The following is a 13,201-nucleotide window of genomic DNA, read 5'->3' as shown; positions in this document are numbered from 1 at the left end:
TTAAAAAGTTATAGTCCAAAAACTTGTTCGAAAAGAATTTATAACTAGAGCAGAATCATCCCCGTTTAAGATAGAGTCTAATACCCATTTTAACTGGAGTTTGAATTTTTTCGGTTAGGGAATGGGAAACTAGATTGATAACCTTCTTAATTTTCAGGGGAATTTAACGGTTTTAATAAGTGTAGGTGTAAAGAGGGGGAGTCAATTGATTACGATAAAAAATGCCAGAAAGATTTACCCTTCCAACAAGGGAGATGTTATAGCGGTAGATGATGTCAACCTTGAAGTCAAGGAAGGCGAAATCTATGGGGTCATCGGCTACAGTGGCGCCGGCAAAAGTACTTTGATCCGGATGCTGAACGGTCTGGAGATCCCAACTTCAGGTTCAGTCGTGGTAGCAGGAAGGGAAGTTTCAAGGATTAAGGGAGCGGAACTGCGGAAGGCTCGCCAGGAAATCAGCATGATTTTCCAGCACTTCAACCTGCTCTGGTCAAGAACAGTAGCAGAAAATATCGCTTTCCCGCTTGAAATTGCCGGTGTAGCTAAAGCTGAAAGAGAGAAACGGGTAAAAGAATTAATCGAACTTGTAGGCCTTGAGGGCAGAGGAGATGCCTATCCCTCCCAATTGAGTGGCGGTCAAAAGCAGAGGGTCGGAATCGCCAGGGCACTGGCTAATAACCCTAAAGTACTTCTTGGGGATGAAGCAACTTCAGCGCTTGATCCGCAGACAACTGACCAGATTCTTGATCTGCTTGTTGATATCAATAAGAGGCTTGGTCTTACGATCGTCCTGATCACTCACGAAATGCATGTTATCAGGAAAATCTGTCACCGAGTCGCTGTCATGGAAGGCGGAAAGATTGTTGAAACAGGACCAGTACTGGAAGTGTTCAAGAACCCGCAGCAGCCTATTACGAAAAGATTCGTCCAGCAGGTGACAGAACCTGAGGAAACAAAGGAAACAGTTGATCACTTGCTTGAGCGATATCCACATGGTCGCGTTGTCCAGCTGACATTCGTAGGTGAAGGAACCGAAAAGCCGCTGATCACCAACTTGATTCGTGAGTTTTCAATAACGGTCAATATTGTTCAGGGTAAAATTTCGCAGACACAAGATGGTTCATATGGAACCTTGTTCATCCATCTTGATGGTGAAGAGGGCGAAGTGACCCGGGCAATAGAGTATATTGGCCAGCATGAGGTCGGCGTGGAGGTGATTTCGCATGGCTGAAAATTTGTTTCCGAATGTCAACTGGGACCGAATGTGGGAAGCGACAGTTGAGACACTATACATGAGTGCCATCTCTGTTGTGGCTACCTTCATTTTTGGAGCGATTCTTGGACTGCTGCTCTTTTTAACATCCAAGGGCAATATTTGGGAAAACAGGCCGGTCAATTTAGTATTAAGTGCAGTCGTTAATATTTTTAGGTCCATCCCATTCATAATCTTAATCGTCCTTCTGATTCCTTTTACAAAGATCATCGTTGGCTCGATGATCGGGGAAAATGCGGCATTGCCTGCACTGATTATTGGATCGGCTCCATTTTACGCTAGGATGGTTGAGATTGGCTTACGTGAGATTGATAAAGGAGTCATTGAAGCAGCAAAGTCTATGGGTGCGAAGACGACGACGATCATCTGGAAAGTGCTGCTCCCGGAATCGATGCCAGCGTTGGTATCCGGTATAACGGTGACGGCAATCGCGTTAGTCAGTTACACGGCGATGGCCGGTGTCATCGGGGCAGGCGGTCTCGGAAACCTGGCATACATGGAAGGCTTCCAGAGAAGCCGGAATGATGTCACCTTGATGGCGACCATCATTATTTTGATTATCGTGTTTGTAATCCAGTTTGTTGGTGATTTCTTCACTAGAAAATTAGATAAGAGATAAAGGAGAGATTTGAATTGAAAAAATGGTTATTAGCTCTATTAGCATTAGTATTAACAGCAGGACTTGCAGCTTGCGGAACTTCTGAGGATAACACATCGGGAGAAGGCGGCAAGGAAGAAAGCAAGAAAATTGTCGTTGGTGCTTCTAACGTACCACATGCAGAAATTTTGGAAGAAGCAAAAGCGCTACTTGAAGAAAAAGGCTATGAAATGGAAGTCAAGACTTTCAACGATTATGTTGTTCCAAACCAGGCACTTGAATCAGGAGAGCTTGATGCTAACTACTTCCAGCATATTCCTTACCTTGAGTCACAAATGGCTGAACATGGCTATAAGTTTGAGAATGCTGGAGGAATCCACATCGAGCCAATTGGTGTCTATTCACAAGACCATACTACTCTTGATGACCTGCCAAAAGGTGCGCACATTATCATGAGCAGCTCGGTAGCAGACCATGGCCGTATCTTGACAATGCTTGAAAAAGAAGGCTTGATTACTCTTAAAGAAGGCGTAGAAAAAGTAAAGGCCACAATTGAAGATATCGCAGAAAACCCTAAAGAATTGAAGTTTGATACAGAATATGAAGCAGCGTTGCTTCCACAAATCTTCAACAATGGCGAAGGCGATGCAGTTTTAATCAACTCTAACTATGCAATTGATGCTGGACTTAATCCATTAGAGGATTCTATCGCGATCGAGGAAAGTGATTCTCCATACGTGAACGTAATTGCTGTTCGTGAAGGCGATGCTGAAAAACCGGCAATCAAAGCTCTAGTTGAAGTGCTTCACTCCAAAGAGATCCAGGACTTTATCCTTGAAAAATATGAAGGTGCAGTTGTACCTGTAAAAGAATAAATGAGATGAAAGCAGGCGTGCAGCCTGCTTTTTCTTTTTGCCGCATAACCGACTGTGAAAATTAACATACTAACCGAGAAAAAAGCAGAATGGAGTGGAAGCAATGGAGCATCATTATGAACCTCGGAATTCAACAGAAGCAGCACTGCATGAATATAAGCAAGGCCTGGGTGTATTTACGCAAAGAATGCCAGAGCTTGCCAGACATTATAATGCGTTTACTGAAGTATGTTTTCAGGAAGGAACTTTGACGCAAAAAGAAAAGCAGCTGATTGCTTTGGGGATTTCATTGTATTCACAGGATGAATATTGCATTATATATCATTTAAAAGGCTGCCTTGACCAGGGAGCATCGGAAGAGCAAATTCTGGAAGCTGTTGGAGTTACAGCAGCTTTTGGTGGCGGTGCGGCAATGAGCCAGGCAGTGACACTCGTCCAGGAAGCAATGGCCGAACTGAACACTTTGAAGCAGTAGAAGCTGTTTTAATGTTGATTAATACAGGTGAATTAGCTGTTAAATAACAGGATAACCATCAATCGGGAGGATTTTGCCAGTATTCTAAGAATGGCAGAGGTGAAGTCGCGTTAGGCCGCCTTACTCCATCACATCCAAAAATTAACGGTTTTAACCGCTTTGATAGTGGTAAATAAAAGGTGTTAAGATTGCACTATCAAAAAATCGCTTATTAAAGCGAAAAACCGAAGGGATGATTCACTATTAGTCAGCTAAAACTGAACTACACAAGTGAAATGGAAAAAGCGATGCATGGAGCCCATGGAATTAGTTACGAGGTATACAGCATGAACCATGACGCAAGAATGGAAGTCGAAAGAAAACGCGAAAGAGACTATATCAAAAGCCAACGGATGGTCGCTGACCTGGACAGAAAAGTCCACTCGTAAGCGAGAGAATATATAATAGAAGAAATGTTTTTGGAACCAGTGTGATTGTTGCACTGGTTTCTTTATTATGTTGATGACAGAACGTAATTTGAGTTTAGTTTTTCTTAGTTGTCCATTTTGAGCTGTTATTATGACAGGTTCGAGGTGTTAGGGCGAAAAGCTGTCAAGAAAAAGCCGTTATTATGACAGGTTCGAAGTGTTAGGGGGAAAAGCTGTCAAGAAAAAGCCGTTATTGTGACAGGTTCGAGGTGTTAGGGAGAAAAGCTGTCAAGAAAAAGCCGTTATTGTGACAGGTTCGAGGTGTTAGGGAGAAAAGCTGTCAAGAAAAAGCCGTTATTGTGACAGGTTCGAGGTGTTAGGGAGAAAAGCTGTCAAGAAAAAGCCGTTATTGTGACAGGTTCGATGTGTTAGGAGGAAAAGCTGTCAATATTCAGCTGTTATTGTGACATGTTCGAGATGTTAGGGCGAAAAGCTGTCAAGAAAAGCCCGTTATTATGACAGGTTCGAAGCGTTAGGAGGAAAAGCTGTCAAGATTCAGCTGTTATTGTGACAGATTCGAGGTGTTAGGAAGAAAAATTGTCAGAATCAAGTCGGTGTTCAGACTGGTTTGATGTTCAAAAGAGGACAAGCTGTCAGAAGGCAAACCAACTTCGGACAGGTTTAGTGTGAGAAGTGGAAAAGCTGTCCGAACCTGGTGACATTAAGAATAGATCAGTTTAATACTCATCTTCTTCTAAGTACATTATTTTATATCCAAAGGTAAAAAATAAAATGATGTACAAAGTTTGAGTGGATGTCATCCACTCTGATAACCGCTGCCTTCATGGACCTTTCAAATATAAAGGTGAAACACAATGGGTTGTCAGTAACAATGGTTTTAATCCTTCTGAAAACGCTGTTTTTCTTATGCCGATCAGGGCATTTATGATAAGCTTGTGATGTCGCCTTTCAGCAAGCTGAAAGGCGGGAGCGGGATTCTGGAAAGAAGACTAGGAAGCCCGTCAGTAGATTAAAATGCAAATCTAGTTTGTGCTGATTTTTGGCTCACTGTCGTGAAGCTTACGCTTCACTGGCTTTTCCGCTGACGCTGAAAAGCTGCAGAGTGGAAATGAAACGCTGCGAGCAAATGAATTTGCTCGGTCGTTTCCTTCCCACTCTGCATGAGCCAAAAATCAAATAGGGTTTGACAATACTCTACAGGTTTCGTTGTATTTCTTTCCATTCTTAAAGTGTTGCTAACACTTTCTATTTGTTATAAGATTGTAATGAGAATAAAATGAGAATAGAGTTAAAGACGGCAATAGTCGGCTTAAAATCTTTTCTATATTGACGGAGGTAATATTATGGCAGGATCTGTATTATCAATTAAGGACCTTCAAGTTGAGATTGAAGGCAAGCAGATATTAAAAGGTGTGGACATTGAAGTTAAGGGTGGAGAAATCCACGCGATCATGGGACCGAATGGTACTGGTAAATCCACTTTGTCTTCTTCTATCATGGGACACCCTAAGTATGAAGTAACAAATGGAACAATTACGCTTGATGGCGAAGATGTTCTTGAAATGGAAGTTGATGAAAGAGCACGCGCTGGTTTGTTCCTTGCTATGCAATATCCAAGCGAAATCAGCGGTGTAACGAATGCTGACTTCTTGCGTTCTGCATTGAACAGCCGTCTTGGCGAAGGAAACGAAATTTCTCTTATGAAGTTCATCCGCAAGATGGATAAGCAAATGGAATTCCTTGAAATGGACCTTGATATGGCACAGCGTTACTTGAACGAAGGTTTCTCCGGCGGTGAGAAGAAGCGTAACGAGATCCTACAATTGATGATGCTTGAACCAAAAATCGCAATCCTTGACGAAATCGATTCAGGACTTGATATCGACGCATTGAAGGTTGTTTCTAAAGGAATCAATCAAATGCGCGGCGAAGATTTCGGCTGCTTGATTATCACTCACTACCAGCGCCTTCTTGACTACATCACTCCTGACTATGTTCACGTTATGATGCAGGGCCGCATTGTGAAGTCCGGCGGACCGGAACTTGCACAGCGCTTAGAAGCAGAAGGATACGACTGGATTAAGAAAGAACTGGGCATCGAAGACGAAACAGTTGGGCAAGAAGCTTAAGCGTTGGGGGGATTTATAATGACTACGGAAACGAAATGGGCTTTTGACCAGGAGTACATTACTTCCTTCTCAAAAGAAATGAATGAACCGGAATGGCTGACAGAGCTTCGTGTACAATCTCTTGCAAAAGCAGAAGATCTCTCAATGCCAAGACCGGATAAGACGAAGATTAATAAATGGAATTTTACACAATTCGAGAAACTGCTCGTTAAAAGCGATGCTTTTTCATCGATCGACGAGCTTCCTGAAGATGTAAAAGCACTTGTCGACCTGGAAGCAAAGGATAGCAGCCTGTATGTTCAACGCAACAACAAGCCTGCATATCTTCAGCTTTCAAAGGAAATGCAAGAGCAAGGCGTCATTTTCACGGATATTTTCACAGCCGCTCGTGAATACAGTGATTTGCTGAAGAAATATTTCATGACTGCCGTAAAGACAGATGAGCATCGCTTGACTGCACTACACGCAGCATTCATGAACGGTGGAGCATTCCTTTATGTTCCTAAAAATGTTCAAGTCAAAAACCCAATCCAGGCGATCTTCCTGCATGATGATGCGGAAGCGAACCTTTTCAACCACGTGATTGTAGTAGCAGAAGATAATAGTTCTGTAACTTATGTTGAGAACTATATTTCTACTACTGGCAAGGTGAACGGATTGGTAAATATCGTAACTGAAGCAATCGCTGGCCAAAATGCAAAAATCCAGTACGGTGCAGTTGATACTTTGGCTGAAGGTCTTACAACTTATGTGAACCGTCGAGGTCACGCTGGAAGAGATGCTCGTATCGAGTGGGCTCTTGGCATGATGAACGACGGCAACACAATTTCAGAAAACACTACGAACCTTGTTGGTGACGGTTCATATGGCGACACGAAAACGGTTGTTGTAGGTCGCGGAGAACAGACTCAGAACTTCACGACTAGCATTATCCATTTCGGTAAAAATTCAGAAGGCTACATCCTGAAGCACGGTGTTGTGAAGGATAGCGCGACTTCTATTTTTAACGGAATAGGAAAAATCGAGCATGGTGCTTCCAAGTCAAATGCTGAACAAGAATCTCGCGTTCTTATGCTAAGCGAAAAAGCTCGTGGGGACGCTAACCCAATTCTTCTAATCGATGAAGATGATGTAACAGCTGGCCACGCGGCTTCTGTTGGACGCGTTGATCCATTGCAGCTTTACTACTTGATGAGCCGCGGTATTCCGAAGCACGAGGCAGAGCGCCTTGTCATCCACGGATTCCTTGCTCCAGTTGTAAATGAGCTTCCGATCGAGGGAGTTAAAAAGCAGTTGGTTGAGGTAATCGAAAGGAAAGTTAAATAATGAACGCCCGCGAAATTCGTGAACTATTTCCGATTTTAAATCAGGAAGTCAATGGCAGCCCGCTTGTCTATCTAGACAGCGCGGCGACATCACAAAAGCCGGTGCAGGTAATCGAAGCACTGGACAAATATTATCGCGAATACAACTCCAACGTACACCGCGGTGTCCATACTCTTGGAACAAGAGCAACTGATGGTTACGAAGGATCAAGGGAAAAAGTCCGAAAGTTCATTAACGCAAAATCAATCGAAGAAATCATTTTCACCCGTGGTACCACTACTGCAATCAACACGGTAGCTGCAAGTTACGGCCGTGATCATCTCAAAGAGGGCGATGAAATTGTCATCTCCTACATGGAGCATCACAGCAACATCATCCCGTGGCAGCAGGTGGCAAAACAAACGGGTGCAACATTGAAATATATCGACCTGCAGGAAGATGGTACGATCTCACTTGATACTGTAAGAGAAGTGGTTACAGAGAATACGAAAATCGTCTCCATCATGCAGGTTTCCAACGTACTCGGCGTCATGAACCCGATCAAGGAGATTGCCGATATTGCCCACCAGAATGGTGCGATTATGGTTGTCGATGGCGCCCAAAGCGCTCCGCATATGAAGATAGATGTTCAGGATCTAAACTGCGATTTTTTCGCTTTTTCCGGACATAAGATGTGCGGGCCGACAGGTATCGGCGTATTATATGGCAAGAAGGCCCTTCTTGAAAAAATGGAACCGGTTGAGTTCGGTGGCGAAATGATTGATTTCGTAGGTCTTTACGAGTCAACATGGAAAGAGCTGCCGTGGAAATTCGAGGGTGGAACACCGATCATCGCTGGTGCGATTGGTCTTGGTGCCGCAATCGACTTCCTGAATGATATTGGTCTCGATAATATCGAGAAGCACGAACACGCACTTGCGGCTTATGCGATGGATAAAATGTCTGAAATCGATGGCATGACGATCTATGGACCGAAGGAAGCCGGCAAGCGTGCTGGACTTGTAACATTCAATATTGATGACGTACATCCACATGATGTAGCGACAGTACTTGATGCTGAAGGAATCGCCGTCCGCGCAGGTCACCATTGTGCACAGCCGCTGATGAAATGGCTGAAGGCGTCCGCGACAGCACGTGCAAGCTTCTACCTGTACAACACAGAAGAAGATATTGACAAGCTCGTAGCTGGACTTGTCAAAACAAAGGAGTATTTCAGCGATGTCTTTTAATAATTTAGATAACCTTTATCGGCAAGTTATTATGGATCACTATAAGAACCCTCGCAATAAAGGTGTTTTGGAAGAAGGCAGCCTGACAGTCAATATGAACAACCCGACATGCGGCGACCGCATCCAGTTGACGATGAAAGTCGAAGACGGCAAGGTAGCGGACGCGAAATTTGAAGGGGAAGGCTGCTCGATTTCCATGTCCTCTGCTTCAATGATGACGCAGGCGGTCAAAGGAAGACCCATCGAGGAAGCTTTAAAGCTTTCAACGGTTTTTTCTGACATCATGCAGGGAAAAGACTATGAAGAGGATGATCTCGACCTCGGGGATATTGAAGCACTGCAAGGTGTGGCGAAATTCCCCGCAAGGATCAAATGCGCTACTCTTGCATGGAAGGCAATGGAGAAAGGCCTGAAAGAAGAGGAAGACAGCCAATAGAAAATCATCGCTTGATGATTTTTTCGTGAAAGCGCTGCGGGGGATTGGCCTGCAGCGAACAACTACAAAGCGGGAAACCCCGGTTTCCCTGCTTTAAGAATGGAGGAATTCGACGATGGCTAAAAAAATGCCAGAGATCGGTGATTATAAATACGGATTTTCCGATAAAGACGTTTCCATCTTCCGGTCTAAGCGCGGTCTGACGCGTGAAATCGTTGAAGAAATTTCAAAAATGAAGGAAGAGCCTCAGTGGATGCTCGACTTCCGTTTAAAATCTTTGGAGCACTTCTACAATATGCCAATGCCTCAATGGGGCGGAGACATGGCTTCATTAAATTTTGATGAAATCACTTACTATGTAAAACCATCTGAGCGCTCCGAAAAATCTTGGGATGAAGTTCCTGAGGAAATCAAGGCGACATTCGATAAGCTGGGGATTCCTGAAGCTGAGCAAAAATACCTTGCAGGTGTTTCTGCTCAGTATGAATCAGAGGTTGTATACCACAACATGAAGGAAGAGCTTGAAGATCTGGGGATCGTCTTCAAAGACACAGATTCTGCTCTGAAAGAAAACGAAGACATTTTCCGTGAGCATTTCGGAAAAGTCATTCCTCCAACAGACAACAAGTTTTCAGCATTGAACTCTGCGGTCTGGTCTGGCGGATCTTTCATCTATGTTCCAAAGGGAATCAAAGTGGATACCCCACTTCAGGCGTACTTCCGCATCAACTCTGAGAATATGGGCCAGTTCGAGCGTACTCTAATCATCGTTGATGAAGGCGCGCACGTACACTATGTTGAAGGATGTACAGCTCCTGTTTACACAACGAACTCTCTTCACAGTGCGGTCGTTGAAATCATCATCAAGAAAGACGCATATTGCCGTTACACAACAATCCAGAACTGGGCAAACAACGTCTTTAACCTTGTTACAAAGCGTGCGGTCTGTGAAGCGAACGCGACAATGGAATGGATCGATGGCAACATCGGTTCCAAACTGACAATGAAATACCCAGCAGTCATCCTTAAGGGTGAAGGCGCACGTGGTATGACATTATCAATCGCGATTGCAGGTAAAGGCCAGCACCAGGATGCAGGTGCGAAAATGATCCACCTTGCTCCAAACACATCATCAACAATCGTATCTAAATCAATCTCAAAGCAAGGCGGAAAAGTAACATACCGCGGTATCGTCCACTTCGGACGCAAAGCTGACGGCGCCCGCTCAAACATTGAGTGCGATACGTTGATCATGGATAACAAGTCTACTTCAGACACAATTCCATACAATGAAATCCTGAACGACAACATTTCTCTTGAGCACGAAGCGAAGGTTTCCAAAGTATCAGAAGAGCAATTGTTCTACCTGATGAGCCGCGGAGTCTCCGAAGAAGAAGCAACAGAAATGATCGTAATGGGCTTCATCGAGCCATTCACAAAAGAATTGCCAATGGAATACGCAGTCGAAATGAACCGCCTGATCAAGTTCGAAATGGAAGGTTCTATCGGTTAATAATGATAGTTACGGGAATCCACCTGCCTCGGCAGGTGGATTTTTTACCGTTTGAAAGCATATTAATGAAATGTAATTTCCACTCAAATGGAAGACGGTGCAATTCTCATGCTTCTCCGTGCAATTATCTGATGGAAGGAGCAATAAATTTGTTTTACCGCGCAAATATTTGTTTTACTCTGCAATTATTTGAATTGACCGTGCAATTATGTCAGTACATCGTAAACTTCATGAAGTTTGGGTAACTCCGACGCCTAATTTTTGTAAAAAGTAGTGATTATCTAGAATTTCGTAGTGATTCGGTCTAATTTCGTAGTGATAACCATCAAAAGTGTAGTGATTCCTGGCAAAAACGTAGTGATTCATCTCAAAAACGTAGTGATTAGCAATTGCCAAAGCTAATTAATATGTGTTTTCCCCCTTATAGAAGGGGGAATTAAGGTTAAACGATGTCTTAGTTCTTATTCTGAAGTTAATTATGCTATCATGAAGGTAAAATGGAGGTGCACAGATGATTATTGTTGGCTTAACGGGCTGGGGAGACCATGACAGTTTATATGAGGGCAAGGTTTCGCCGCGTGATAAACTGAAGGAGTACTCAAGCCACTTTCCTGCAGTCGAGGTCGATGCCTCTTTTTACGCTGTGCAGCCTGTGAGGAATGCCGCGAAATGGGTGGATGACACACCTGAAAATTTTCAATTTATTGTTAAAGCGTACCAGGGAATGACCGGGCACCAGCGCGGTGAAATTCCTTTTACTGATAAAAATGAGATGTTCACTGCATACAAAGAATCGCTAAAGCCTTATCTCGAGGCGAATAAGCACGCAATGACGCTTTTTCAGTTTCCGCCGTGGTTTGACCTGCGCAAGGAGAATGTCGATTATTTGCGCTGGTGCCGCGATCAGATGGGCGATATCGACTGTGCGCTCGAATTCCGCAACCAGTCATGGTTCACAGATGAAATGCGCGAGAAGACTCTGGATTTTATGAGAGAGGAAAAATGGATTCACAGCATCTGCGATGAACCGCAGGCAGGTGAAGGTTCAATTCCAACGGTTCTTCAATCTACATCGAAAGATAAGGTGCTTGTCCGTTTCCACGGCCGCAATGTTCATGGCTGGAACAAGAAAGGAAAAGGTGAGGACTGGCGCGAAGTCCGCTATTTATATCGCTATAATCAGACAGAATTAACAGAGTGGGCAGAAAACCTGAAGAAATTAAACGAAAGCACATCACAGGTTTTCGCATTGTTTAACAACAATTCCGGCGGGGATGCTGCGGATAATGCTGAACAGATGGTTGAGCTATTGGATATCGAATATGAAGGGTTAAACCCGAGGCAGTTGGATTTGTTTTAAAACTCTAGAACCCTCCTGGCAATTTACAGGGGGGCACTTCATTTTTTAAAAGAGGATGGATGGTTAAATGGAAGAGGTTATTCATATTTACCATACGAATGATTTGCATAGCCATTTGGAGCACTGGCCAAGCATCCATAAGCTACTGACTGAGCGCCGGCGCTCGCACGAGGAAGCGGGCGACGAGGTTCTTGTTTTCGATATTGGCGATCATATGGACCGCTGGCATCCATTATCAGATGCAACTAGGGGAAAGGCTAATTGCCGTCTTTTGAATGAAGCTGGCTACGATGCAGCGACGATAGGGAATAACGAAGGCATCACCCTTCCTTTCGAAGATTTGGATTCGATGTATCTTGAAAAGGATTTCGAAATGATGATAGCAAATTTATATAATCGGGATGGGAGCAGGCCGGAGTGGGCTAAGCCCTATCATGTATACATAAGCAAAAGCGGGACTAGAATCGGTGTCATTGGCGTCACAGTTAATTTTGCGCGGTTTTATGAACAGTTGGGCTGGAAGCTGAACGACCCGATTGATGAATTGAAGAAATGCGTCGATCAATTAAAAGGAGAAACGGACGTTATTATCCTGCTATCGCATCTAGGAATCCATGATGATGAAATGATTGCCGGGATGTTCCCTGAGATTGATGTCATTTTAGGCGGCCATACCCACCATATATTACACGAGGGCAAGGAGGTTGGCTCCAGTTTGCTGGCGGGAGCAGGCAAATTTGGATACTATACCGGCCACGTAACCCTGAAGCTGGATGTGGATACAAAGCAAATTTTACAAAAAAAAGCTGTGCTTTATGATATGAATGAGGAAGATCAGGCTGAAAACGAACAGGAAATTACAGAAGGGTACTTCTTGGAAGGCAAAAGGCTGATGGCAGAAAGTGTTGCGTTACTTCCAGAGGATTTAAAGGCAGACCCATTGCAGCATTCTGAGCTATCCAAGATGCTCACTCAGGCGTTACGGGAATGGTGCAATGCCGATTGTGCGTTCATGAATGCCGGGATGATTCTTAATGGCCTGAAGCAGGGAAATGTAACAAAGCTCGACCTGCTCGAAATTTGTCCCCATCCAATCAATCCTTGTACGATCAGGATGTCAGGAGCAGAGCTAAAAGAAGTGCTCCTTCAGACCAGGGATGAAAAATGGCCCCATCTGCAGATAAAAGGTCTTGGCTTTCGCGGCACTGTCATGGGGGTCATGGAGTATGATGGAATCGAGTTTCAGCAAAAAGGGAACGTCACCCAGGTCCTTATTAATGGCAAGCTGATCGAGGCCAAGGAGCACTATACACTGGCGATTCCTGATATGTTTACGTTCGGCCGCTTTTTCCCAGAAATCCAGCGCGCTGAGGGAAAACGATACTGGCTACCTGAGTTCCTTCGCAATTTACTTGAGTGGAAGCTTGCGTCTTATTAAAAGGCAATTTTCGTAAAGAGTGTTGTTAAAATCCTAAAGCCGATTTTAACGTAATATAAGGGAATTTTGCCGGTCGATATTAAGTTTGCATTCTCTTTTCTCACAGAAGAGTCAACTTTAC

General features: G+C 44.0%; 12 protein-coding genes. All 12 read left to right on the top strand.

Features of this window, described 5'->3' with window-relative positions:
- Positions 1 to 205: 205 nt before the first annotated feature.
- The 12 genes from AC0VX7_RS20805 to AC0VX7_RS20750 all read left to right on the top strand — a co-directional run bounded on the left by AC0VX7_RS20805 (position 206) and on the right by AC0VX7_RS20750 (position 13,080).
- The gene (locus AC0VX7_RS20805) at positions 206 to 1,231 is read left to right on the top strand and encodes a methionine ABC transporter ATP-binding protein (RefSeq protein ID WP_475425716.1); all 1,026 of its coding nucleotides are present in this window, start codon (positions 206 to 208) and stop codon (positions 1,229 to 1,231) included.
- A complete protein-coding gene (locus tag AC0VX7_RS20800; RefSeq protein WP_475425715.1) occupies positions 1,224 to 1,892 on the top strand; it encodes a methionine ABC transporter permease in 669 nt (222 codons plus the stop codon). Before AC0VX7_RS20805 ends, AC0VX7_RS20800 begins: the two co-directional genes overlap by 8 nt.
- Positions 1,893 to 1,906: 14 nt before the next feature.
- Entirely contained in the window at positions 1,907 to 2,746 is an 840-nt protein-coding gene (locus tag AC0VX7_RS20795; RefSeq protein WP_475425714.1) for a MetQ/NlpA family ABC transporter substrate-binding protein, read from the top strand.
- A 103-nt stretch (positions 2,747 to 2,849) separates the two neighbouring features.
- The gene (locus AC0VX7_RS20790; protein WP_041966110.1) at positions 2,850 to 3,221 is read left to right on the top strand and encodes a carboxymuconolactone decarboxylase family protein; all 372 of its coding nucleotides are present in this window, start codon (positions 2,850 to 2,852) and stop codon (positions 3,219 to 3,221) included.
- A 275-nt stretch (positions 3,222 to 3,496) separates the two neighbouring features.
- Positions 3,497 to 3,649 (top strand): YuzK family famiily protein, encoded by a 153-nt coding sequence (locus AC0VX7_RS20785; RefSeq protein ID WP_214776232.1) that lies wholly within the window; start codon positions 3,497 to 3,499, stop codon positions 3,647 to 3,649.
- 1,343 nt (positions 3,650 to 4,992) lie between these two features.
- Positions 4,993 to 5,778 (top strand): Fe-S cluster assembly ATPase SufC, encoded by a 786-nt coding sequence (sufC, locus tag AC0VX7_RS20780; protein WP_041966111.1) that lies wholly within the window; start codon positions 4,993 to 4,995, stop codon positions 5,776 to 5,778.
- Between the two features lie 18 nt (positions 5,779 to 5,796).
- Positions 5,797 to 7,104 (top strand): Fe-S cluster assembly protein SufD, encoded by a 1,308-nt coding sequence (gene sufD, locus AC0VX7_RS20775; protein WP_215030405.1) that lies wholly within the window; start codon positions 5,797 to 5,799, stop codon positions 7,102 to 7,104.
- Complete coding sequence (locus AC0VX7_RS20770) at positions 7,104 to 8,333, top strand: cysteine desulfurase (RefSeq protein ID WP_475425713.1); 1,230 nt, start codon at positions 7,104 to 7,106, stop codon at positions 8,331 to 8,333. The genes sufD and AC0VX7_RS20770 overlap by 1 nt, the downstream gene beginning before the upstream one ends.
- The gene (gene sufU, locus AC0VX7_RS20765) at positions 8,323 to 8,769 is read left to right on the top strand and encodes a Fe-S cluster assembly sulfur transfer protein SufU (RefSeq protein WP_192470132.1); all 447 of its coding nucleotides are present in this window, start codon (positions 8,323 to 8,325) and stop codon (positions 8,767 to 8,769) included. Before AC0VX7_RS20770 ends, sufU begins: the two co-directional genes overlap by 11 nt.
- Positions 8,770 to 8,884: 115 nt before the next feature.
- Complete coding sequence (sufB, locus tag AC0VX7_RS20760; RefSeq protein WP_214906584.1) at positions 8,885 to 10,282, top strand: Fe-S cluster assembly protein SufB; 1,398 nt, start codon at positions 8,885 to 8,887, stop codon at positions 10,280 to 10,282.
- 511 nt (positions 10,283 to 10,793) lie between these two features.
- Entirely contained in the window at positions 10,794 to 11,642 is an 849-nt protein-coding gene (locus tag AC0VX7_RS20755; RefSeq protein ID WP_475425712.1) for a DUF72 domain-containing protein, read from the top strand.
- Positions 11,643 to 11,709: 67 nt separating this feature from the next.
- The gene (locus tag AC0VX7_RS20750; RefSeq protein WP_475425711.1) at positions 11,710 to 13,080 is read left to right on the top strand and encodes a bifunctional metallophosphatase/5'-nucleotidase; all 1,371 of its coding nucleotides are present in this window, start codon (positions 11,710 to 11,712) and stop codon (positions 13,078 to 13,080) included.
- Positions 13,081 to 13,201: the final 121 nt, after the last annotated feature.

Source organism: Mesobacillus sp. QJM3NY_10 (assembly GCF_056173465.1).
The sequence above is the reverse complement of the archived record's forward strand: the minus strand, read 5'-3'. Positions and strand labels throughout refer to the sequence as shown.